Origin of the sequence: Microcoleus sp. CZ3-B2 (assembly GCF_036705055.1) — a bacterium.
GTDB lineage: Bacteria > Cyanobacteriota > Cyanobacteriia > Cyanobacteriales > Microcoleaceae > Microcoleus.
This window is the reverse complement of sequence record NZ_JAUBTN010000001.1, coordinates 1-21,852: the sequence shown is the minus strand read 5'-3', so window position 1 is coordinate 21,852 and position 21,852 is coordinate 1. Positions and strand designations below refer to the sequence as shown.

The 21,852-nt window shown below is 42.2% G+C and carries 24 protein-coding genes and 6 pseudogenes; 17 read left to right on the top strand and 13 right to left on the bottom strand.

Annotation, left to right across the window (positions count from 1 at the left end; genetic code table 11):
- Positions 1 to 1,099, top strand: a 1,099-nt coding sequence (locus QUA97_RS00135; protein ID WP_333191928.1) for a calcium-binding protein, incomplete at its 5' end; no start/stop codon positions are given.
- 343 nt (positions 1,100 to 1,442) lie between these two features.
- Here QUA97_RS00135 and QUA97_RS00130 read toward each other — a convergent pair.
- The 4 genes from QUA97_RS00130 to QUA97_RS00115 form a co-directional block, all read right to left on the bottom strand.
- The gene (locus tag QUA97_RS00130) at positions 1,443 to 1,778 is read right to left on the bottom strand and encodes a DUF5615 family PIN-like protein (protein ID WP_333191925.1); all 336 of its coding nucleotides are present in this window, start codon (positions 1,776 to 1,778) and stop codon (positions 1,443 to 1,445) included.
- Positions 1,771 to 2,091 (bottom strand): DUF433 domain-containing protein, encoded by a 321-nt coding sequence (locus QUA97_RS00125; protein ID WP_333191922.1) that lies wholly within the window; start codon positions 2,089 to 2,091, stop codon positions 1,771 to 1,773. The genes QUA97_RS00130 and QUA97_RS00125 overlap by 8 nt, the downstream gene beginning before the upstream one ends.
- 115 nt (positions 2,092 to 2,206) lie before the next feature.
- Entirely contained in the window at positions 2,207 to 2,860 is a 654-nt protein-coding gene (locus QUA97_RS00120) for a Uma2 family endonuclease (protein WP_333191919.1), read from the bottom strand.
- A gap of 169 nt (positions 2,861 to 3,029) precedes the next feature.
- Positions 3,030 to 4,046: an adenosine kinase gene (locus QUA97_RS00115; RefSeq protein WP_333191917.1), complete on the bottom strand. Its 1,017-nt coding sequence runs from the start codon at positions 4,044 to 4,046 to the stop codon at positions 3,030 to 3,032.
- Between the two features lie 191 nt (positions 4,047 to 4,237).
- Between QUA97_RS00115 and QUA97_RS00110 the strand changes: the two genes are divergently transcribed.
- From QUA97_RS00110 to QUA97_RS00095, 4 genes are all read left to right on the top strand, one after another.
- Positions 4,238 to 5,797: a bifunctional aminoglycoside phosphotransferase/ATP-binding protein gene (locus tag QUA97_RS00110; protein ID WP_333191914.1), complete on the top strand. Its 1,560-nt coding sequence runs from the start codon at positions 4,238 to 4,240 to the stop codon at positions 5,795 to 5,797.
- Between the two features lie 87 nt (positions 5,798 to 5,884).
- A complete protein-coding gene (locus QUA97_RS00105) occupies positions 5,885 to 6,211 on the top strand; it encodes a hypothetical protein (RefSeq protein WP_194070975.1) in 327 nt (108 codons plus the stop codon).
- A gap of 142 nt (positions 6,212 to 6,353) precedes the next feature.
- Positions 6,354 to 7,148 (top strand): YdcF family protein, encoded by a 795-nt coding sequence (locus QUA97_RS00100; RefSeq protein WP_333191911.1) that lies wholly within the window; start codon positions 6,354 to 6,356, stop codon positions 7,146 to 7,148.
- Positions 7,149 to 7,526: 378 nt separating this feature from the next.
- Positions 7,527 to 7,760: a hypothetical protein gene (locus QUA97_RS00095; RefSeq protein ID WP_194010887.1), complete on the top strand. Its 234-nt coding sequence runs from the start codon at positions 7,527 to 7,529 to the stop codon at positions 7,758 to 7,760.
- Positions 7,761 to 8,018: 258 nt separating this feature from the next.
- Here QUA97_RS00095 and QUA97_RS00090 read toward each other — a convergent pair whose 3' ends face one another.
- The 7 genes and pseudogenes from QUA97_RS00090 to QUA97_RS00060 all read right to left on the bottom strand — a co-directional run bounded on the left by QUA97_RS00090 (position 8,019) and on the right by QUA97_RS00060 (position 13,833).
- Positions 8,019 to 8,252 (bottom strand): ferredoxin-thioredoxin reductase variable chain, encoded by a 234-nt coding sequence (locus QUA97_RS00090; RefSeq protein WP_194010886.1) that lies wholly within the window; start codon positions 8,250 to 8,252, stop codon positions 8,019 to 8,021.
- Positions 8,253 to 8,535: 283 nt separating this feature from the next.
- Entirely contained in the window at positions 8,536 to 11,310 is a 2,775-nt protein-coding gene (locus QUA97_RS00085) for a DUF3536 domain-containing protein (RefSeq protein ID WP_333191907.1), read from the bottom strand.
- A gap of 329 nt (positions 11,311 to 11,639) precedes the next feature.
- A complete protein-coding gene (locus tag QUA97_RS00080; protein ID WP_194070972.1) occupies positions 11,640 to 11,798 on the bottom strand; it encodes a hypothetical protein in 159 nt (52 codons plus the stop codon).
- 204 nt (positions 11,799 to 12,002) lie between these two features.
- On the bottom strand, positions 12,003 to 12,413 hold the full coding sequence (locus tag QUA97_RS00075; RefSeq protein WP_228050373.1) for an SDR family oxidoreductase: 411 nt from the start codon (positions 12,411 to 12,413) through the stop codon (positions 12,003 to 12,005).
- A 360-nt stretch (positions 12,414 to 12,773) separates the two neighbouring features.
- A pseudogene (locus tag QUA97_RS00070) lies at positions 12,774 to 12,884 on the bottom strand (IS1 family transposase); the annotation flags it as partial.
- A gap of 199 nt (positions 12,885 to 13,083) precedes the next feature.
- Positions 13,084 to 13,449, bottom strand: coding sequence for a hypothetical protein (locus QUA97_RS00065; protein ID WP_333191902.1), 366 nt, complete (start codon positions 13,447 to 13,449; stop codon positions 13,084 to 13,086).
- Positions 13,450 to 13,572: 123 nt separating this feature from the next.
- Entirely contained in the window at positions 13,573 to 13,833 is a 261-nt protein-coding gene (locus QUA97_RS00060) for a hypothetical protein (protein ID WP_333191900.1), read from the bottom strand.
- Positions 13,834 to 14,397: 564 nt separating this feature from the next.
- Here QUA97_RS00060 and QUA97_RS00055 point away from each other — a divergent pair.
- The 3 genes and pseudogenes from QUA97_RS00055 to QUA97_RS00045 all read left to right on the top strand — a co-directional run.
- Complete coding sequence (locus tag QUA97_RS00055) at positions 14,398 to 14,658, top strand: transposase family protein (RefSeq protein ID WP_333191897.1); 261 nt, start codon at positions 14,398 to 14,400, stop codon at positions 14,656 to 14,658.
- 91 nt (positions 14,659 to 14,749) lie between these two features.
- A complete protein-coding gene (locus tag QUA97_RS00050; protein WP_333191894.1) occupies positions 14,750 to 14,956 on the top strand; it encodes a hypothetical protein in 207 nt (68 codons plus the stop codon).
- Positions 14,957 to 14,989: 33 nt separating this feature from the next.
- Positions 14,990 to 15,258, top strand: a pseudogene (locus QUA97_RS00045) (IS1/IS1595 family N-terminal zinc-binding domain-containing protein); the annotation flags it as partial.
- A gap of 68 nt (positions 15,259 to 15,326) precedes the next feature.
- Here QUA97_RS00045 and QUA97_RS00040 read toward each other — a convergent pair.
- Positions 15,327 to 16,322, bottom strand: a pseudogene (locus QUA97_RS00040) (IS4 family transposase).
- 112 nt (positions 16,323 to 16,434) lie between these two features.
- Here QUA97_RS00040 and QUA97_RS00035 point away from each other — a divergent pair.
- From QUA97_RS00035 to QUA97_RS00010, 9 genes and pseudogenes are all read left to right on the top strand, one after another.
- A pseudogene (locus QUA97_RS00035) lies at positions 16,435 to 16,771 on the top strand (IS1 family transposase); the annotation flags it as partial.
- Between the two features lie 35 nt (positions 16,772 to 16,806).
- The gene (locus tag QUA97_RS00030) at positions 16,807 to 17,079 is read left to right on the top strand and encodes a hypothetical protein (RefSeq protein ID WP_333191892.1); all 273 of its coding nucleotides are present in this window, start codon (positions 16,807 to 16,809) and stop codon (positions 17,077 to 17,079) included.
- Positions 17,080 to 17,088: 9 nt separating this feature from the next.
- Positions 17,089 to 17,253, top strand: a complete 165-nt coding sequence (locus tag QUA97_RS28220) for a helix-turn-helix domain-containing protein (protein WP_442922462.1) — start codon at positions 17,089 to 17,091, stop codon at positions 17,251 to 17,253.
- A 56-nt stretch (positions 17,254 to 17,309) separates the two neighbouring features.
- Complete coding sequence (locus tag QUA97_RS00025) at positions 17,310 to 17,654, top strand: helix-turn-helix domain-containing protein (protein WP_333191890.1); 345 nt, start codon at positions 17,310 to 17,312, stop codon at positions 17,652 to 17,654.
- A gap of 20 nt (positions 17,655 to 17,674) precedes the next feature.
- Positions 17,675 to 17,800: a hypothetical protein gene (locus QUA97_RS28215; protein ID WP_442922461.1), complete on the top strand. Its 126-nt coding sequence runs from the start codon at positions 17,675 to 17,677 to the stop codon at positions 17,798 to 17,800.
- Between the two features lie 296 nt (positions 17,801 to 18,096).
- On the top strand, positions 18,097 to 18,207 hold the full coding sequence (locus tag QUA97_RS28210; protein ID WP_442922460.1) for a transposase: 111 nt from the start codon (positions 18,097 to 18,099) through the stop codon (positions 18,205 to 18,207).
- Between the two features lie 503 nt (positions 18,208 to 18,710).
- Positions 18,711 to 18,998, top strand: coding sequence for a hypothetical protein (locus tag QUA97_RS00020; RefSeq protein ID WP_333191887.1), 288 nt, complete (start codon positions 18,711 to 18,713; stop codon positions 18,996 to 18,998).
- 210 nt (positions 18,999 to 19,208) lie between these two features.
- Complete coding sequence (locus QUA97_RS00015) at positions 19,209 to 19,916, top strand: transposase (RefSeq protein ID WP_333191885.1); 708 nt, start codon at positions 19,209 to 19,211, stop codon at positions 19,914 to 19,916.
- 6 nt (positions 19,917 to 19,922) lie between these two features.
- A pseudogene (locus QUA97_RS00010) lies at positions 19,923 to 21,020 on the top strand (IS4 family transposase).
- Positions 21,021 to 21,228: 208 nt separating this feature from the next.
- Here the strand turns inward: QUA97_RS00010 and QUA97_RS00005 are convergent.
- Positions 21,229 to 21,641: pseudogene (locus QUA97_RS00005) on the bottom strand (transposase); the annotation flags it as partial.
- Positions 21,642 to 21,852: the final 211 nt, after the last annotated feature.

Sequence of the window (21,852 nt, the reverse complement as noted above, 5' to 3'; positions counted from 1 at the left end):
TCCGACAACTCCGACTCCAACAACTCCGACTCCAACAACTCCGACTCCGACTCCGACTCCAACAACTCCGACTCCAACAACTCCGACTCCAACAACTCCGACTCCAACTCCAACTCCAACAACTCCGACTCCGACTCCAACAACTCCAACTCCAACAACTCCGACTCCAACTCCAACTCCAACAACTCCGACTCCAACTCCAACTCCAACAACTCCAACTCCAACTCCAACAACTCCGACTCCAACAACTCCGACTCCAATTCCAATAACTCCAACAACTCCGACTCCAACTCCAACTCCAACAACTCCGACTCCGACTCCGACTCCAACAACTCCGACTCCAACAACTCCAACTCCAACCCCAACTCCTGCACCGTTAGTATCCATCTTTTCACCCAAACCCAATGCCACAGACGGCGGCGAACCGACGGGACTGCCACAAAATCTTAGCGGGCCTGGATTTTACTTCTTCACAGACAATGCTGATACTGTTATACCGCCAGAGGCGATGGGTAAAGGAATTGTAGCCCTATCCGGCAATGACTCTTTAACAGGTACGAATAACGATGAAACCTTCAGTGGCAATCAAGGTGCTGATACCCTTAACGGACTGGGTGGAAACGACATTTTGTTGGGCGGAAAAGGCTCCGATAGCATTGATGGCGGTGCTGGTAACGACTTTCTCAGCGGCAATAACGACAATGACAGCCTAATAGGAGGAGATGGCAATGATGTTATGCGGGGCGGTAAGGGAAATGATACTCTCAATGGCGGTGCGGGCAACGATATACTCATAGGCGATCGCGGCCCAGACATTCTCACAGGCGGTGATGGCAATGATGCTTTCTTCTTCGCCGTAGATGAAGATTCAACTCCGATTAATCAAACAGATGTGATTACGGACTTCCGCCCTGGAGATTCAATTGGTTTGATGGAAGGATTAACATTTTCTGCTCTCACTTTTGAGCGTGTGAATTTGCAACTTGACGGCGCAACACCTGTGGCTTCTACGGCTATCAAAGCGGGTGATAATTATTTGGGTATAGTCTCTGGGGTAGCTCAAGATGCCCTGAATGCTAGCGTTTTCTTCAAAGCCTAGATCGATCGCACGGACTGGATCGAGGCATCTGTGCAATTGGGTTCGGCAGCCAGGGCTGGGGTTTCTAGCTATCCTACATGGGTAATTGGTGGTCGGACCCATAACGGTATGATGTCTATTCAACAACTAGCCAACATAAGAATAAGTATTGCAGGACTTGTGCGATCCGACTAAGAAACCGGGTTTTTACCGAATCTTTGGGCTTCGGCGAATTGTTTTCGCAAAAACCCGGTTTCTGAGCCCTATTCGTAAGTCATAATACAGATAAATCGCGTTTTTATCCCTCCCCATCCATTCCGTTTATCTGCGATTGCTAAAAAGGGCGATCGCCCTTTGCCATTTCTCACAAAAACTCAACACGCCCAACCATTTCGTCAGGCGTGTACACTTCATAAATCAAAACCAGAGCTTCAATGATTTGTCCGATCGAAGGAGTCCCTTGCTTACAATAAGCAATACCTGGATGCTCGCTGCTAAGACTAGCAATCGTTAAAAAATCATCATCGTGAGTCATAATCACCCGCTTTTGTTCGCAGATAAATGCTAACTGCGATTCATCAGTCTGAGCAAGCAATCCCGCCTCAATAGTGGTTGTAACATCAATTAATCGTCTACGCAACTCTCGCGCCACAGCCGATTTAACATTCTCATCTAAATGAAAGCGGATGCGTTCACTCACCTCTAATTTCCCTCAGCTTTTCCTGCAAACGAGAAGGTGGGCTCTGACGCTTCAACTCTTCAACAAAAGCATCTGATTCAGCAGTGCGGTGGTCAATTTCTTCTCGATTATCGTAATAGTAAGTCATGGCTGCATGAACCGAAGCCGGCGACAAATTATAGTCCCTAGCGATTTCTTCGATCGACTCTCCCATATTAAGATACATTTGGGCGATATGTGCTACAGAAATTCGATGACCTGCAATGCGTGGTTTACCACCAAGCACTCCCGGTGTAATTTCAATATACTTTGTGATGACTGATTGCTTAGACATAAAGCGTCAAAGGCTCCTAATTGATAATATTTAGAGATATTTAATTTTAGCAAAAACAGACGAAGTGTGCCCTTTCATCCATCCGCATTCACCTGCGGTTAAGAAATAACCACCATCACTGCGCCAATATTTCCCTAACTCTTTCCCGAAACAAACGCACCGCCGCCCTTTGTCCAATACTTTTACTTTGCTCTATCAAACCCGGAATTTCTGCGATCGGCCAAAACGGAAAAGCCAAACTGTTCTCCCTCTCTTCGTAATTCCCCTCAACCAATTGATACACTACAAGACATTGGTTGCGATATCTCCAAATTTCAGGCACGCCCAGAGCAGCATAGATTGAAAACTTATTCAAAGAAGAACTCGTGTAGTCTGATTCTACTACTAAATCCGGTGGCGGATCTGCAGGTAAATTAATTTCATCTTTATCTCTAACTAAAGATTCATTTTGAATGTAAAAACAAGTATCCGGTTCAATAGCACGAGCTAAATCTTCCCGTTCCAGAGTCAACGCACCGAGGCTCATAGCTTCAATTTCTAATTCATCTGCTAAAGCTCCAATAAATAGTTCGAGCATGACTTTAGGTCTTTCATGTTTAGGTAATGGCATTCTGATTTCTAAAACTCCTTCAGCATAAGCAATTCTCCACGCTCTACCGTCGCCGACATCAGACATTATCGCTTTAAATGTTTGCCATTTAATGCCTGTCAAAGTAATTAATTTTTCCTCGCTACTTTGCTGAGGAGGAGTCAATGTGGTTGTTACCATAGGAGGTACGATTAGTTAAATTTTGATTGATTTTAGCATAATCTTCTAACATCTGCGTTCATCCCCGTTCATCTGCCGACCTCTGCGGTTGCTAAAAAGAACGATCGCCCTTAACGACAAAAAGTGCGATCGCCCTTTCGTCAAAAAGTGCGATCGCCCATTTCAATTCCTAACCAGAAATCACTTCACTCAAAAGATGAGCCTGAGAACCTTCAAGACGAGGGCCATGAATCTGCACCACCATAGAAGCCAAATAATTGCCCCAACGAGCCGCTTTTGCAGAACTTAAACCATTAGTAAGTCCAAACAAAACACCGCCGGCAAAAGCATCACCAGCACCCACAGTATCGATCGCCTTTACGGGAAATCCAGCCACATCCACAATCTGTTTATTTTCCACCACCATGCAGCCCTTATCCCCATTCGTGATAAAAGCCAAATCCGAAATCTGGCTCATTTTCCGGGCGCATTCTTCTAAAGATTCCTCCTTAAAAAAGCTCCGAACTTCATCAGCATTGCAAAAAATTACATCGCAATATTCCGAAACCACCTTGTGAAAATCATCAGCAAAGCGATCGACCAAAAAGCCATCCGAAAAAGTAAAAGCCACCTTCACGCCCAGACGCTTAGACTGTTCCATCGTCTCAATACTAGCCTTTCTCGGTTCTGGAGCATCCCAAAGATAGCCCTCAACATAACTGTACTTGCAGTGAGACAGGCGATCGACATCAATATCAGTCGCCGCCAGAGTAGTAGAAACCCCCAAATTCGTACACAGAGTGCGTTCCGCATCCGGCGTAGTCAACACGACACAAGTACCCGTAGGCCCGCTCGACTCAGCAGCAGGATGCACATTAAAATCAATCCCCGCCTCCAGCAAATCTTGCCGGTAAAATTCGCCGTTAGTATCCTTAGCAACCTTCCCAGAATAATAGCCTTTACCGCCGCTCTGAGCCAAACCAATCATCGTATTTGCCGCAGAACCCCCCGATCGCATTTGTAGCGAAGTATGCTCCAAATCGTGCAAAATCCCCCCCTGCGTTGCCGAATCCATCAGCGTCATCCCGCCGCGATTCAGCCCGCGATCGAGTACAAATTCATCTTCCACCAATGCTAAGATGTCTACAAGGGCATTGCCCACGCCAAACACATCCACAGAACCGGAATTTTGATTATTTTCTGTCATTGTTACTTTTTGGTTTACACTAACTATCAACTCTATAATAAATCGGATAAAATTCAACATCCAAAATTCAAAATTAAAAATCATAAATCCAAAAAATTAAACCCACAATCCACAAATCACAAATTTCTAATCCACAATCTAAAATCTAAGATCTAAAATCCACAATCTAAAATCTAAAATTTAAAATCGATATGTCTTACCTCCCACCTCTGATTCAGCAAATGTTGCAGCCGGGGTTTTACCCGCACAGTGTCACAGAACCGGTGCAGCTAATTCAGACTCATGCTTCCTTTGTTTTGCTAACCGGAGATTATACTTACAAAATCAAAAAGCCAGTCAACTTTGGCTTTATGGACTATTCCACTTTAGAGAAAAGGCAGCATTTTTGCACCCAAGAATTGCTGATGAACCGGCGCACAGCACCGGAAATTTATCTCGAAGTTTTGTCAATTGTTCAAAGGGGCGATTTGTTTGAATTTATGAGCGATTCAGCGGAGATAACTCCGGCAGAAGTGGCTGTAGAATACGCGCTGAAAATGCGGGAATTTCCTCAAGATTCGCTGTTTCTCAGTTTGTTGGAGCGCGGACAGTTAACCGAACAACTTATGGCAGAGTTAGGGCGGGAAGTTGCCAAGTTTCACAGCACGGCAATTACTAATAGCTACATTCGCACATTTGGCGAAGTCAGTCAGATTCGCACAGCAATAGATAACAACTATCTGATTTCCCAAAAATATATCGGCGGGCCGCAGACTCAGACTCAATATCAAGAGACTAAAGATTATACTGATGCGTTTTTTGCGAAAAATCCAGAATTATTCGAGCGCCGAATTGCCAACAATAAAATTCGCGAGTGTCACGGAGATTTGCACTTGCGGAATATAACATTGTGGCAAGATAAAATATTGCTATTCGACTGCATTGAATTTAACGAGCCTTTTCGCTTTGTTGATGTTATGTACGATATTGCTTTTACAGTCATGGATTTGGAATCGCGGGGGCGCAGAGATTTAGGCAATGTTTTTCTCAATACTTACATCGAACAAACTGGCGATTGGGAAGGACTGCAAGTTCTGCCGCTGTATTTGAGCCGTCAAGCTTATGTTAGAGCAAAAGTAACTTCGTTAATGTTGGACGATGCCTCGGTTTCAACTGATGAAAAAGCACAGATTTTACAGACAGCCGCTCATTACTATAAATTAGCTTGGGAATACACAAAACCGCGTCGGGGAAAGTTAACTTTGATGTCTGGTTTGTCGGGTTCTGGGAAGAGTACGGTGGCTCGATATTTGGCTCGCCGCACAGGTGCAATTCAGATTCGTTCCGATGCTGTTCGCAAACATTTAGGCGGAATTTCTTTAAATGAACGCGGCGGGCAAGATTTGTATTCGGATGAAATGACGGCGCAGACTTATGGTAGATTGTTAGAGTTGGGGATAATTCTGGCCGAACGAGGTTGGAATGTGATTTTAGATGCTAAGTTCCATCGCCAAAAATTGAGAACCGATGCGATTAATCTGTCTCAATCCCACGGCTTGTCCTGGCAAATCATTTACTGCACCGCACCAATTGCTGTATTGCGAGAACGGCTGCAACAGCGCCGGGGCGATATTGCAGACGCGACAGCAGAACTATTGAGCTCGCAGCAAGCAGAAGCAGAAGCTTTTACAGAATTTGAGCAAATTTCTGTAAATATTATAGATACCGCGCAAGACTTAGAGGTACAATTAAACTTGATTTGTGGGGAGTAGTTGCAGCGCGATCGCCCTTACCAATCCTACCTATCTGCTAATATTGTCAATATCTTTCTGTACTATTACAAACACAACTTGCAGCTCATGCCAAAATTTACCGGAGACTCCAAGGGGTTTAGCCCCGCGCTGATATGGTTTGTGTTATTTACCGTTGGGTTTCGCTTAGTCGGATGTACCCTGCCGGTGAGTCTCGGCCTTGGTGTCCTCGGCGGGGTAGCAGCAGGTTTAACAGTCGCTTGGTGGCACAACGAATTACTACTCAACCCCAATACAGGTTCTAAGGATAAAACCTCGGACGCTATACTCAATAAAGAAGTAGTGGAAACGGGCGGCAATAGATATATCAAAAGCTCCCGGCGCGAAGCTACTTCACTGTTTGATTGGCTGTCGAAAACAGAAGATCGCCGCTAGCACATAAAAAAGTTTTTAGTATTGAGTTTTGAGATTTAAGTTAAAGCGTTCAAAATTCGGCGTTGCTAAAGTTGAGTATGAATTAACATTTTTCACGCTCGATCCAAAGACAGACTATGAAGGGCTTTTAATTATTTGTTGAATGTTTGTATTTTTGTCTAAGTTGCTGCCGCTGTTTATTTATCCTTTGGGGTTGAGTTGCTTGTTGATGATGGCGGCTTTAATCGCGCTTTGGAAGCGTCCCAAATGGGCAGCACCGCTAATGGCTGGGGCACTAATTATTTTACTGCTCGGAAGTAGCGGTTGGGTTTCAAAATCCTTAGTTCGATCGCTCGAATGGCAAAATTTACCCACCGCCGAACTCCCCCAAGCATCCGCGATAATCGTCTTGGGCGGCGGTGTCAAAGCAGCTTTACCTCCCCGCCCTTGGGTAGAATTGGGGGAAGCGGGCGATCGTATTATTTACGCTTCCCGACTTTACCGTCAAGGCAAAGCTCCCCTGTTAGTGCTCAGCGGCGGTAGAGTAGATTGGAAAGGCGGGGGTTCTCCAGAATCGGCAGACATGGCAGAAATTGCTCAAACAATGGGCGTACCAGCATCAGCAATTCTGCAAGATCCCGATTCGCACAATACTTATCAAAATGCCGTCAATGTGCGGCAAATCTTAGATAATAAAGGCATAAAAGGGTCGGTTTTGCTAGTGACATCGGCGATGCACATGACTCGATCGCTCTTAATTTTTCAGCGTCTGGGAATAAAAGTAATTGCAGCACCAACAGACTTTCAGATAACGCAGCAGAATATCGCAGAATCTCAAAATAGCTGGCAAGCAGTCGCACTGGATTTATTGCCAGATACCTATTATCTAAATCAGTCTAATAAAGCTTTGAAAGAATACATCGGCTTAATTGTTTATCGCCTGCGCGGATGGCTTTAACAGAATTTTATATCGTTTCCGCTTGCATCGTCAGGTGATTTAACCGGCGCTAGAACACAGAGTACACAGAGTCCGAGAATATATATCTGAATCATTCGGATGAAGAGAGGATTTGATATTAGATCTGAAATTTTTGATTTTAGCTTGAATAATTTAAACTAATGCAATTGATAATTTAATTGATAGAAAAACCGCCGATTGAGGGAGATGCAACACAGATGCAACACAGATGCAACGCAGATAATTTTAAGATTGTTTGGGACTATTAGATGAGTTTGAATAATTGGTATAAAATCTAAAATCTCACAATTCTCTGATTTATTGTGTTAGCTTAAAGTCATTACAGCCAATATTTGCCACAGTCGCCCCCAAACAATCATGTTGCCCCACGAGTTGCAAAACGTTGTCCCAGAATCGACCCCAGCAGCCGAAATTTTCCAACAGAAGCAAATTGTTCGCGAGTTTTACGCCGAAATTAAGTACCGCGAAGAACTCGAACGTCACTGTCAGTGGTACTACGCTACAGCCAAGCAGCATCAGCAGGAATTCCAGAAAATGCAGGGAGATTTTAACATTTTCGGTTGGTTCTGTCGCCGACGATCGCAAAATTAAGAATGCAACAAAAAAGAGGGTTTGCAGTAAGGACTTTAGTCCTGCCGACTGACTAAAAGCCAGAGAAACAACAGAAGTCTTCACTACAAATTCTCTTATGGTTATATCATCGGATTGGATATTAGTTGCCAACAGCAATGCAGCTTTAGAAAATCTCCAAACCCTGATCTCATCAGTCATTCCCAATCTAAAATTTAAAATCTAAAATCTAAAATGGTATGAGATTGCCTTTGGGCTCCGGCGCTGTTTTTGAGAGTGCTAGACTTCCGAAGATATCAATTCGACTTCATCTTCTTTGAAGTGAGCTCGAAATTTTTTGTCAAACTGAACTAAAACAGGCCAATTGGCACTGACTGGTCTGCCGTGCCATTCGTGAACGATCGCCACGACTTCTCCTTCCATACCCTTAATCTCAAATGGTTGACTGCGATTTTGAGGGTGGTGGTAGACAACAACAGAGTTTTTAACGCAAACGCGATCGCCAACTTTCATAGATTTAAAATTAGTGTTCTCTCTACAAAACTCTACAAACCGTGCAAGTGCAGAACACCTGTACGGTTTGGGTACAGTCTTTTTATCTTCCCACACAACTAGAGCGAAAACTTAAATAAAGTTAGCGGTTGTCTGTGGGTACTTCGATCGCCAGTCGCGAACCGAGGACGGCTTCAGTGCCGATCGACTCTGGATTAAAGCCCTGTCGCCCGATCGGCATTTAATACCATTGTTGGCGGGGATCGTTGCCAATTCTTCAATCTGCAATGCCCCAATCTCAAATCTAAAATGGTATTAATTGGTTCAACCAACACTCAACATCAACGGCCAGAGTTTGACCCAACTCCAGCAACTGCCGGATCGAAGACAGCTCCCAGCCGCCGTCAGAACGGGCGATACCCAAGGCAACGACATCCACCTTATTTTCCTCCTGTGCCGCAGCTCGCCGTTGCAGGCAGCCCAAACACAGAGGCACTATTTGACTGTAGAGAGAATCGAAATACAGTTCTTGCGATTTGTCCAAACACAAACCCAGACTCAGCCGATCGCCCACAGCAATCAAACGCTCAATGTCGAGGATATCAGCTTCCAACTTGACAGGCGATCGTTCATCCACAGCCGATCCTGCTTGCAGCAGCGCGTCAAGAGTGCGCCAAATCAGCTTTTCCAAAATTTCCTTAACTTCGGGAACCTTCAACCGACAGCGGAGGTGGCCGGCTTCAGTGGCGATCGCCTCAATTTCCGCCAACAGCGACTCCGCATCCTCGCTTTCCAGTTCCAAAGCCTTCGCCGCCGTCAAACAGCGGTGTCCCAAAGCCACCTCAGCAGCAACCTGCAACTCTACCGGCACCGGCAACTCGTCGCGGTGGAAAGCCATCATCACCCCGTAATTTTCCCGGTAAACCTGAGTGTAAAGCTGATCCAAGCGAGTCAAATTTTCCTGACTCAGCAACTGCACGATGCGGTGTCGTTCCTCAGCGAACAAATCCCGCAAGCTAAACGACTGATCGCCAAACAACCGCACCATTTCCAGAATCGCGTGGGCCGCCGAAGCTTCTTGCAGAACTTCAAACAACCGGTCTTTCAGCATCGTGTAAGACCGGCGGCTGCCAAAAGGCTGAATGCAGCAGTGGAAGTCCCAGCCGCCGAGGTGGAACGCAGCAAATACAAAAACCTCTGTTTCTCGGGTAATTTCCGAGGTTAACTGCAATTGACCCACAGCCAGAGTCATCGAACCCATGCGCTGAATTTGGAAATCTTGCTGCTGGGCCTGATAGCAGTAAACTCGCTGTTGGCGGGGATATTTGGCAAACAGAGAACTAATGGCGTAGTGGGCGGCTACTTGTCTGAGACTAATTTGGGCAGTTGTTACCTGTTGGCGGTAAACTTCCGCCCCTGTTTTGAAACAGTCAACGTTGCTAGGAATCAGGGCCAGCCGATCGATAAAATCCTTTTCTAGCTGTACGCCCGTAACTTCCCCCGCCAATTCCAGCGCCCGGGCCGCGTAGCGCAAAATTTGCACGCCTTCGGGGCGAGAGACTTCTTCAAAAAACCAGCCGCAGCTAGTAAACATTAACAAAGTGTGGCGCTGCATTTCCAGCAACCGCAGGGCGTCTACCTGTTCGGCTGCGTCAAGGGGGCGAACTTGATGGCGTTCGAGGAAACTATCAACATTCGCCGGCGATCGATCGCGAATCACATCAATATATTCATCTCTGGCCTGCCAGGGATCGCGCAACAGCTTGCGTCCCGCTTCTTCGTAAATCGGAATTAGTCGATCGCGCAGCCAATTCAAAGTATCTCGCAAAGGACGGCGCCACAGGAGATGCCACCCACCGCCGCCACCGCAGCCACAATCATCTTGCCAGCGATCGACCCCGTGAGAGCAACTCCAGGCCGTCACCGGTTTGAGTTCCACTTCCCAATCGCTCGGATTTTGACTTAAATAATGAGCAAAATTCGTCACCGTCCAGCCGCGGCGGGGAAACTCTTCTGTGAAGGCGTAGGCGAGGCATTTTTCGGTACTGTTTTTGTGGTGGCCGAAAGTTTCGCCGTCCGTCGCCACGGAGATTAATTGGGCCGGTCGGTGGTCTCCCCGCACTGCTTGACCCAAGCGCCCCGCCAAGTGGTTGCTGCTGCTGAGAACGTCATTGAAGCCCATATCCCGCGAGATCGGGCCGTCGTAGAAAAAGATATCAATGTAGGGAGTATTAGCAGTTGGGGCTGCCGAAGGCTGGCCGTCTCTGCGGCCCAAGGAGTGAGAGCTCAGCGGCGAAAGTTGGAGGTCAGCCATCAACCGTATTTCCGGCTTTAAATAGCAGCGGTAGGGGCGAGTCGGATCGATTTGACCGCCGCCTACTTCGTGCCATTCGCCATCAGTTTCTGCCCCTGCTGCTTGGTTTGGTCCGATTAGCGGGCGGCAGCGTTCGGCTTGGGAGGGGGCTAAGACAATGAAGCGGATGCCTTGGGCCACTAAAACTTCGAGGGTGGCGTAGTCTACGGCGGTTTCGGCGAGCCACATTCCTTCGGGATCGCGATCGAATCTGGATCGAAAATCTGCGATTCCCCAGCGAATTTGGGTATATTTGTCTCGCTCGTTCGCCAGTGGCATGATGATGTGATTGTACACTTGGGCGATCGCGTTACCGTGACCGGACAGGCGCTGACAGCTTTTGCGATCGGCTTCCAGAATCCGCTGGTAAACTTCCGGATCGTAGCGTTCCAGCCAACTCATCAACGTCGGGCCGATGTTGAAGCTGAGATATTCGTAGTTGTTGACTATCCCGGCGACTTCTCCTCGGTCGTTGAGTATGCGCGCAAAGGCGTTGGGGCGGTAGCACTCGCGATCGATGCGTTCGTTCCAGTCGTGGGAGGGTTCGGCGCTGGCTTGGCGTTCGATCGCATCCAGGTAAGGGTTTTCTCGGGGCGGTTGGTAAAAGTGACCGTGAACCGTCACGCACACTCCTGTTGCTGTCGCCGTGCTGCTTTGGGTTGGGGGCGTTACCCCTGGCGCAGACACCGGGCTCGCGTCCGACTGAGTTGTAGAAATCGAAACCATGCGATCGAATCCTCAAGTAGTTAATGACAATAAAATCAGCCTCATTAGTAACTGAAACCTTACGCAGCAGGCGTTTGGGCTAGGCATCAGTTGCGGCTGAGTTTGGGCAGACAATTATTTGATACATTTGTAGTATTGCGAGCAAAGCATTCGTTCCAAGATGCAGAGCGTCGATCCCTGGGTTTTTCTGTCTGTGCTTTGCTGTTGAAAGAGTTAAAAAAGGTAATTTTTCCAGCTTTTTGGCACTTTCCACTCATTTCGGGTTTGTGCTTGCAGGGGCTGCTTGTTGAGATTTTGATTTACATTGCTGGATTTTAAAGTTTTATTCATTAAATAGCAAGTTTTTCCCGGAAAAATTTTATCTTTGGCGATCGAGCCAGGGATGGCAATTGTGCGGGTAAATTTAATCTAATGGCGAAACTCTTCACCAGGGAACGCTTTGGCTGGGGGATGTGCTGCACCGGATTGCTGTACTGTGTCTGTAGCAAAATGGTTGATTGAGTTTATTGGTGAAATGTTCCTGTTCACCCGCCACCAGTAACTTATCGAAGTCAACAGATAGCCTTGATGCGATCGCGTGCATTGAAATTTTCAAATCTCGCCTCGACTTGATGCAGACTTCTGAAATACCCTGGATGCAAAACCCTTCAAATTGTACCAGATCGGCTTCGGCCCCGGCAGAATAACAATCCCTAGCTTCCGTAGTGAATCATTTCTACTGGAATCTTGACTGCAGATTCGCTGGAAATGAAAATAATCGATCCCCAATTCTTAATCAGCATTAATCGCAAATACTTTCTAGAAAGTCCCACTCCGCTGATGACGTTGATTTGCAGAAAATTTATCCATACATCATCATCAATCCCCTCAAATGCTTTCGATCCATAAATTCCCAGATTATTGACCAAAATGTCTACCTCTGGAAGTCGATCGAATAATTCGCCTACTCCGCTTGCAGTTCGCAAATCGGCAGCAACGCCTTGCAACTTTGCATTGGGAGCAATTTCTTTAGACTTATTGCAAAAGCCCTCAATTAGCGAAATAGTAAGGTGATTGAGAGCAAAAAATGATGACTTACGAACAAGTACAAAGCTTAAAGCCATAAGCATTCAACAGATTGTGTGGCGTTGGATCTACAACTTTTGCAGAAATGATGTCTGTTCAATAACAACAGCAACTTAAGAAACGGAAACCAGGTCGTCTGCCTAAACTGAGCTTAGAACATCGGGTACTACTGGCATTACAATAATATTGGCGACAGTACTGTAAACTGTTGTGCATTTAAAACGCATATTGTATAATACAGTATAACCACAGTTGGCAAAAGTCAATGCCTCTTAAAAACTTCTTGAGCTCCGAGACAAGGGAAACTCTTCAACAAGTATTAAAGGAGCATAAGCATCCAGACATTCGGCAAATAGCCTTAATTTTTGGGTAGTAATAAATATGTAGTGAGTAGATACTTATTGGCTCAAAACATAGTTGTAATGATGGATAAAATACCAAATAGCACCAATAGGGTTTTCTAACTTTTTAGAAAATGAAATAGTTTTTCTTGCGATCCGACAAACACGTTAGCGCAAAGTATTGGCTCCTCTGTACTTGTTGTGCTTAAATATTAATTAAGTGTTGATAAAAATTGTGTCCACAAAATAAATCATGAACAAATTAATGACAAATATTCTAGATTTACCCGGTGTCATAGTAGAAGACTACAAGCAAATAGGAACTACATTGATTTTAATGGTAAAATCCTGTCGGGCTACAAGTCGCCTATAACGCTGACAGGATCAGTCTCATAGCTCTTAACCCTTGTTGATAATTAGGTAGTTTATGTGGAGACAAAGACATTAATTCAACAACAACCAGCCAATTACTAGATATTGAATCAACCCATGATTCACCCCATAGCCCTATATAAAAAGTGCTATGCCGAGCATATTTTCTGTGAATTTCTGTTTTTATGCTTAGATATTCTTGAACTTGCTTTGATTGAATACTTATCCCTTGAATTATACTCTTCAAGTATGCTAGTGATAGCAAAATTAATAAATTACTCCATCGGTCGCCCGTTAAATTAGTCTTGGCCAAATTATCTCCTCCACCCTTAAAGTCTCTGAACATCTCTTCAATTCCCAATCTTTTTGCATAAGCATCAACTGCGGCTTGTATAGCCTTTCAAGCTCTCATATGAGGTAGGCTGAGGTATGCTGTAACCCTTACATTGTCAAGCTTTTCATGGCAAAACTGGCACCTCACCTTTTAGAGAAAGGCTATATATCTGCCAAGCTTGTCAGAATATACCAAGGTTATGAATGTAGTAATATTTCGATATTTACCCAGCCACTTACCTGCTAGATTAAACCCCGTAATGGGTGCAGTTTTTCTGATTGTTACTTCTTGATTGAAAAAGCTATTTCCTGGCTCTAATCCTAGCATTTTTAGTTCAGACCATAACTCCTCTTCAATCTTGATACAAACATTCTTTTTTAGTCGTAAACATAAATCTACTTTCTTCTCCATTAGCCAATTTCCGAGGGTAACACTACAAAATTCACGATCTCCTAACACGATCAATTTATAATCTGATCAGGCATCGAATACTGGCGTCAATACGAATTGTTGATTTTCCAATGTGCTGTTCCCTTGTTTGTCAAGCATTTTCCCATAAATAGGAATAGCTCTAAGAGAACCAAATCATGCTGACCATCAAAATATTATTTGATTGCCCTTTGGTTTCGTCTATTGCTAAATATACAACCTTATTATGTTTAACACTACCTTTAATCCAATCAATAACCAGTGACAACCAAATATTATAAGCGAGTCCATTCATCCTTCGATAAAAAACTCTTAATCTTTTTTATTCCACTTTCATATTTAATGGGAATCGCTAGTTGGGTCGCTATGTTTTCTACTGTGACTTCTTTAATCGATTGCACTACTTGAATCAATAAAATTGTCAACAAGTAATTAGAGCGTGTGAGTTTTTCTGACCAATGAGCATGATATGATTCTGGTATCATTTAATTGTTTTTTGGGTAAGAAGCTTTCTTACCCGATATTTTTTCATGCTATTTGTCTAGAGTGCCCTCCCTGTCTGCTCTTAAGGCGACCTGTCGCCCCGTCAGGGTAAAATCAAAACAAAAAACATCAAACTGCCCTCTATGCAATCAATATAGCCATCATTTACATCAAAATTATAGGTATTTAATTAGAGATTTGCCGATAGGTAATAAAGAAGTAATGCTGAGAGTAAATCGACGAATATTCAAATGTAAAAATTCTAATAAACCTTTTAATGAAAGCTTAGATTTTGTCAAACAAAAAGAAAAGTTTCGCGAATAGATATGCACAAAGTATTACTAAATAAATTGTTCATAGTGACATTAATAACGTGGCTAAAAACAATAAGTTAACAGAATAATAAGTTTAGTCAATGGCAAAAAATGTAACGAATAAAATATCACCTGTTGATGTAAAAAACTTACAAAAATTCGGCATAGATGAAATTAGTTTAGTAAAAGGGCAAGGAAAATTTAGAGTTGTATTAGTAGATTTAGAAACACATAAATTAATAGGCTTAGCCGAAAGAAAACAAGAAGCTATCAAGGTAGTCATGCATAGTCAGGATTACCTGTTATAATTTATTTATTCAATCAGCCTTAACTTTTAGCTTATGAAATGTCCCGGTGCAACTCTCAGTATATTGTGAAAAATGGTCGTACTCACAATGGCAAATAAAGTTTTAAATGTCGAGATTGTGCCAGACAATTTGTTATTTCTCCGAGACATCAGCCGATTTCAGAAGAAACCAGAAAGCTGATAGATAGACTTTTATTATAAAGGATATCTCTGGCTGGAATTTGTAGGACGACGGGGGTTTCACAAAGGTGGCTACAATACTATGTTAACAAAAAGTTGGGAGCCGTCAAGAGACAAGTAGAAGCAGAAGTGTTGAACGCTTATTGATAGGATTCTGAAAATAGACATACGAATCCTATAAACTGCTGATTTCAGCAATTGAAAACAATTTCCTTAAACCCGTGAATATAGCTGAGTTTTTCACACATAAAAGCCTGTAAATATCGTAACTTATCTAACAGTTTATTCCCAATAAAATCGGGAAATTCAACCAACTGAAGCAACAAATAACAAATTAAACATGCATAGATTTGTATCTTAATTACCTTAGTATTTTTAGTAATTAGATGAGCCAATTTTAAATGAAATTTTCAGAATTTTCCCAGCAATTCAATCTGCCATCGTCTTCGATAAATTTTCCCAATTTCGACCTTAGTATATGCTAATTCTCCTGATTCAGGCAAATTAGTCACAAACCTAAATTCACTCCGTATTTCTAAATACGAAAAAGTCACTAATCTTACTTGGAATTTTCGTTGACCGCCCCACACTTTACAAGTTCCATCCTCCTTAATATTGATAGTAGAATTGTTCTTTATTCGTAGTACAAAATATTGATTTTCTTTTTCGAGAAATGCTTGAACGCGTTCAGAACTAGAAAAACCTCTATCCATTATGGCAACTCCATTTTGAGGTGTGGCTGCTATGGTTTCATCGACCTACTGACTGTCATGACCTAGGCCAAAATGAATGTGTACTCCATAAATCGTTCCCCGTTCATTGTCCGTTCCAGCAAATAATTTTACTTGATGATATTCCTGTTGCCATAGTAATTTACTCGTTAAGGTGACTATTGTTGAATCTAATGCGAATAAACTCATCCTATCTCGCTCAATTAATTGAGGTTTTACATCCGCTTGCAATCTTTCAAAGATTTTTACAAAAATACCAGTATCTCTATGTTTACTAGCCTTTGAAAACGTTGATATATCTAGGGAGATATCTCGGTTGTTTAAACGGAAAAATAGCGAACGCATAGTATCGAGACTTTGGTCAAAACTAAACCCTAGCCAGCAGGAAACAAATGTGAAGCTATCTAAAACAGGATAATCATCTTTGGGTAAATGGGCGAGATACCGTTTAACAATTTTGGGGAAGGAACGAAAATAGCATTTTAGTTAATTATTAATAATTTATAACTCTGCAATTATACATTGCTCTGCCAATTTTGGCAATCTTTTCCTATCATTCAACACTTCTGAAGTAGAAGTGAAGTCAAAAAAAAGCGGTCAGCTAACAATTCAATGTGATGAAATGTGGTCATTTGTAGGTAATAAGGGTAATAAGCAATGGATTTGGTTAGCAATTGATGTCTTATCTAAAGAAATTGTAGGAGTAGATATTGGCAAAAGAGATGAAGATGGTGATCGAGGACTTTGGAATTCAATGCCGGCAGTGTATCGTCAATGTGCTGTCAGTTATACAGACTTTTGGAATGCTTATGGAATCGTTTTTCCTACCTAAAAAAAGACATAGAGCAGTATCCAAGGATACTGGCGAGACAAACTATATAGAAATATTTAATAAGCTGATACGCAGCTATACCGTATAATATAAATTAAGCGATAATTAGTGGTAATATATGCCAGCTCAAAACCATCTATCTCAAATCAAAAACAGAGACTCATTAAAATACTAAAAGAGTCTGATGATAATTACATGAGGGAAAAAGTTCTAATTTTATTGCTAATAAAGGACAGAAAAACTTATCGAGAAATTATTGAATTTATGGAAATTGCTTACACAACAGTGGCTTATTGGTCAGTTTTTGGCGCTCCGGATAATTTGGATAGTTTTTTAGATAAAAAAAGCCCAGAAAATTTTCGGAAAGTCACTTCAGAGTAGGAAAAAATATTGATAGATACAATCGATAAAGCTCCGGAAGAATATGGATATGAATTTGGGAGATGGACGGCAGCCAGATTAGCAATATATTTAGAAAAAGTCACAGGAATTAAATTGAGTGGTTCCCAAATATCCCGGATACTACATAAAAAAATACGTTTACATTTGGGCTAATACCAATTCACTATGAAGGTACACTAAATTTATGCTAAAAGTAGAGGAGATCCAATATGGCCAACAAATTTAAGGTAGAAATCCAGGAAACGGTTGAGGAACTAGAGCATCGACTCGAACGGGCTATAACCGCAGTAAGTAAGGAAAAATTACTGTTATTATACTGGATTGCCACAAAAAAAATCAAAACAAGAGAAGAATTAGCCACGATGCTGAAGCGAGACTCTTCAACAATATATCGTTGGTTAAGAGCTTACAAACAAGGTGGAATTACCTCATTACTCACAGTTAAAAAAGCTCCCGGTAAGACTCCACATGTACCACCGGAAGTCAGAGAAAAATTAATCAAAAAACTGCAACACAGGGAGAAACAAGTTATGGCAAATTACAGCTATGGCTAGAAAAAGAATGCGGAATTAAAGTGAGCTATAAAGTGGTACATGACTTAGTTCATTATAAATTGAAAGCTGACCTGAAAGTCCCAAGACCCCAAAGTAACAAAGCGAACGAAGAGGTGCAGGCAAGCTTCAAAAAAAAAACTATGTGAACTCATCAAAGTAATGATTAAATATTTCGGAAACTCCAAGCCTGTAAGGATATGGTGTCAGGACGAGAGTAGATTTGGATTGATTACTATGCAGGGAAGAATGATTATATTAAAGGGGGGTAAAACCCATTGGCAAAAAGCAATGGAAACGAGGAAACTTCTATGTTTATGGAGTTGTAGAGCCAGCAACAGGTGAACAATATTATCAAGAATTTTCTCAGCTAAATCACAACAGTTTTCAAGAGTTTTTAAATGGAGTTACCCAAAAATACTAAGACTATTTCAATCTAATTATCATGGATAATGGTAGCTTTCATAAAGCTCTCTTATTAGACTGGCATGACCATGTAATGCCAATATATTTACCTGCCTATAGTCCTGAATTGAATCCGATTGAAAGATTGTAGGAACATACAAAAAAAGACCTCAAGTGGGAAAATTATTCGAGTTTAGATCAACTCAAAGAACAGGTAAATAGAATTATCAAATTTCTCACTAATGAAGAAGTTTTATCTCTCTGTGGTTGGGACTATATCCTTGAAGCTATATTAAGTGCAACTTCATAGTGAATTGGTATAAATATAGCTTAGAATCCAATAGGGTTTACTTAAGGCAGGACAAGTGGTACACTAGGTATGAGGTACAAAAAGTAAAACAAGTATAGTGCCGTACAAAAAATTATTATTAGAATCTCCCAAGCTCAAAAGTAGCGAGATATTCAAAGCAATAGAGATAGCAATTCCATCAACAGAAATAGAAGCGGCTATCCTGAAAACAAAAGCAAGAGAAAAACGGCATCGTGCGCTACCATCACAACTAGTACAGCTCGGCGTAAGTAGACAGACTATATTTGTGGTAGAATAACATAGTTAGTTTAGACCAGTTTCGGTAGGTGATAAAGGAGTCAGATATGGCCTTATTAATGCCTAAAATATTAAATTTAAGCGATGGCGAGCGTCATCAACTTCACCAGTTGCTCAAGAGACACAACACGCCACAACAGATCGTGCTACGAGCCAAAATCATTCTCATGGCATCTGATGGTCAAAACCATCGTGAAATAGCCCGAAGTTTAGAGATTAATCGGCAGATGGCTCGTGAAGGGGCGAAACCGATGGTTGGAGAGCGAGGGAAAAGACTTATCGATTTTGCAAAGATTACAATATCGAGAACCTGTTGGCGCACCAGCAAAATTTAGCATGGAACAAGTAACCGAGTTATTTGCACTCGCCTGTTCCTCACCGTCGGATTATGGACGGTCAATAAGTCATTGGACGGAAGCGAGAACTGGCGGAGGAAATCATGAAACAAGGCATTATTGAAAGTATATCAGTCCGACATGTTGGCAGATTATTAGAAGAAGCCGAACTTAAACCACAGGCCTCGCGCTACTGGTTAACCCCCCCCTGTGGATGAAGAATTTGATGCAAAAGTTAAAAATATTACAGGTTTATATCTGACTGCGATTGAACGCAGTCAAAATGGAGAAGACACCAGATCGGTTGATGAAATGACAGGGATTCAAGCTATTGAACGTATCGAGAAAGACTTACCAATGCGACCAGGACAAGTTGCAAGAAGAGATTTTGAATATATTCGTCATGGCACGCAGACATTGATAGCCAATTTAAATATTGCTACGGGTAAAATTATCGAGCCAACTTGCGGAAATTCGAGAACAGAAGCCGATTTTTTACTCAACATTCGTCACATCATTGAAACTGACTCTGATGCCAAAAAATGGCATCTAATTATGGATTGTCTGAATACTCACCAATCTGAATCACTGGTGCGTTTGGTCGCCGAAAAAGAAGGCTTAGATATCGACCTCGGTATTAAGGGAAAAAGTGGCATACTTCAATCTATGAAATCTCGCGCAGTTTTTTTAAGTGACCCAACACATCAAATTGTTTTCCATTACACACCAAAACATTCTTCGTGGCTTAATCAAATAGAGATTTGGTTCAGCCTTTTGGTGCGGAAATTACTTAAAAGAGCAAGTTTCACCAGTGAGTACGATCGGAAAAATCGCATCCTCAATTTTATTAACTACTTTAATCAAACAATGGCCAAACCTTTTAAGTGGACATACAAGGGTAAAGTCTTGGCTGTTTAATAGTCTGTGTATTTACGCCGAGCTGTACTAGTAGTATCTTTGATCGTAGCAATGAGCTTATGGTCAAAAGACTCAATGCGGGACGTACTAAAAAATCTGATTGATGGACTTAATGAAGTCTGGTTGAAAACTGGTAAATTCTGGAAAACTCCCTGCAAGGCAGCTATTACTAAAGCCCGAAAAAGATTAGGGCCTGTTGTAATGAGCCAGTTATTTCATCAGTTAGTACGACCAATGGCTACAACTGAAACAGTGGGAGCTTTTCTGAATGGATTGAGAGTTGTAGCAATAGATGGAACCTGCGAGTGATATCCCTTCTGGGTCATGAAAATGCTAGAGTTTTTGGGCGTCCAGGTAGCCGTCCAGGTACAAGAGCTGCTTTTCCCTTTCGCTAGATTAGTTATTTTAGTAGAAGCAGGAACACACTTAATATTTGATGCTTTAATCTGCCCATACAAGATGGAGAAAGAGTCAGAGCATTAAGGTTATGGAGCTCAGTTACTAAAGAAATGTTGTTAATGTGGGATAGAGGTTTACATTCATATGCGATGGTGTCAGCCACACTCAGCAAGGGTTGTGACTACTTAGGACGAATTCCGTCAAATGTTAAATTCCTCAAGGAAACACAACTAGAAGATGGTTCTTACTTAAGTTTTATTAATCCCCCAGGCCAATCAGCGAAAAAAAGGATCTAAACCCATCCAAATCAGAGTAATCGAGTACACGATTTAAAACTTAAACGCTCCAACAGCAGAAATTAGATATCGTTTAATTAGAAGTTTATTAGACTCTCAAAAATTTCCGGCAAAGTTATTGGCTGCCGAATATCATCAACGATGGGAAGTCGAAAATACAATTGATGAATTCAAAGTACATCTCGGGGAAAGAAAAACTCATATTCGTTCTTAAAGACCAAGAGAAGTAGTACAAGAAATTTATGGTCTATTATTAGGACCTTGGGCTGTGCGGTCATTAATTTGTCAAACAGCGCATAGTGCAGAAATTTCCCCATTAAGTATTTCTTTCACGGGCACATTACGAGTTATTCGTCGCGCTGTCCCAAAATTTCAGCGATTAGAACCACAAGAAATCCCCTTTTTTTAAAGGAGCTGAATTTGGAGATACTTGATGCAACTTTGCCACAAAGAGTTGAGAGAAACAACCCAAGAGTTGTCAAAAAACCTGTTTCAAAGTTTAAATCCAAAAAAGTCAAGCACAGATGTACTGGAATAAAAACTAATCCTCCTATTTTTAAAATCTTAAAGCCTCCCAAGCCTTAAGTAAACCCTATTGTTTTATCGACTACTTTGCCTGGTGCTTCGGTCTGCTCTTTGACCATTTTTTCATTGATTTTATTGACTAGGTTGACACCTATTCTCTGTCGAAAATGAACCAACATTGATGAGTCGAAGGGTGCTTGACTGCTATAGCTGGTCATGCCTATAAAGTATTGTAAGTATGGGTTGGCTCTGATTTGTTCTATTGTTTGGCGATCGCTGGTTCCTAACCTTTCTTTAATAATTAATGCTCCCAATGCCATCCGAAAAGATTTCGCTGGAGATCCCATATCTACGGAAAAGTTTTGATCATATTCTGCAACAAAAATGCTGACCACGGAATTAGTTTCGCCATGATTACCCAACGATTATCTTCTAACAATTGCCCCTCAAAAGGCAAGTCAAAGTTGGATGGCGGGTTTGGGGTTGGGTCAACTTTTCGGTACATTACGAAAGTGATGTTGTACTAGGCTTTGGACAGATTTTAGCTCATAAGCTTGCACACGCGGAGCGTTCAAACCAGTCAAAGTCTTTCTCTGTAAAGGTTTTAGGCTTATTCAGCAAGCCCTATTTATTACTACCGAAAAAACAAAGCCCCCCTCGGAATATTCCGAGGGGGGCTTTGTGTAAGTAAAATTAACCAGGCATCGAGCTATTTT

What these genes read in the sequence shown, in the direction of transcription:
- QUA97_RS00125 (WP_333191922.1), bottom strand. Translation starts at nt 2,091, where the DNA reads ATGTCTAAGCAATCAGTCATCACAAAGTATATTGAAATTACACCGGGA.
- QUA97_RS00120 (WP_333191919.1), bottom strand. Translation starts at nt 2,860, where the DNA reads ATGGTAACAACCACATTGACTCCTCCTCAGCAAAGTAGCGAGGAAAAA.
- QUA97_RS00115 (WP_333191917.1), bottom strand. Translation starts at nt 4,046, where the DNA reads ATGACAGAAAATAATCAAAATTCCGGTTCTGTGGATGTGTTTGGCGTG.
- QUA97_RS00110 (WP_333191914.1), top strand. Translation starts at nt 4,238, where the DNA reads ATGTCTTACCTCCCACCTCTGATTCAGCAAATGTTGCAGCCGGGGTTT.
- QUA97_RS00105 (WP_194070975.1), top strand. Translation starts at nt 5,885, where the DNA reads ATGCCAAAATTTACCGGAGACTCCAAGGGGTTTAGCCCCGCGCTGATA.
- QUA97_RS00100 (WP_333191911.1), top strand. Translation starts at nt 6,354, where the DNA reads ATGTTTGTATTTTTGTCTAAGTTGCTGCCGCTGTTTATTTATCCTTTG.
- QUA97_RS00095 (WP_194010887.1), top strand. Translation starts at nt 7,527, where the DNA reads ATGTTGCCCCACGAGTTGCAAAACGTTGTCCCAGAATCGACCCCAGCA.
- QUA97_RS00090 (WP_194010886.1), bottom strand. Translation starts at nt 8,252, where the DNA reads ATGAAAGTTGGCGATCGCGTTTGCGTTAAAAACTCTGTTGTTGTCTAC.
- QUA97_RS00085 (WP_333191907.1), bottom strand. Translation starts at nt 11,310, where the DNA reads ATGGTTTCGATTTCTACAACTCAGTCGGACGCGAGCCCGGTGTCTGCG.
- QUA97_RS00075 (WP_228050373.1), bottom strand. Translation starts at nt 12,413, where the DNA reads ATGGCTTTAAGCTTTGTACTTGTTCGTAAGTCATCATTTTTTGCTCTC.
- QUA97_RS00060 (WP_333191900.1), bottom strand. Translation starts at nt 13,833, where the DNA reads ATGGAGAAGAAAGTAGATTTATGTTTACGACTAAAAAAGAATGTTTGT.
- QUA97_RS00050 (WP_333191894.1), top strand. Translation starts at nt 14,750, where the DNA reads ATGGCAAAAAATGTAACGAATAAAATATCACCTGTTGATGTAAAAAAC.
- QUA97_RS00025 (WP_333191890.1), top strand. Translation starts at nt 17,310, where the DNA reads ATGGCCAACAAATTTAAGGTAGAAATCCAGGAAACGGTTGAGGAACTA.
- QUA97_RS28210 (WP_442922460.1), top strand. Translation starts at nt 18,097, where the DNA reads ATGGATAATGGTAGCTTTCATAAAGCTCTCTTATTAGACTGGCATGAC.
- QUA97_RS00020 (WP_333191887.1), top strand. Translation starts at nt 18,711, where the DNA reads ATGGCCTTATTAATGCCTAAAATATTAAATTTAAGCGATGGCGAGCGT.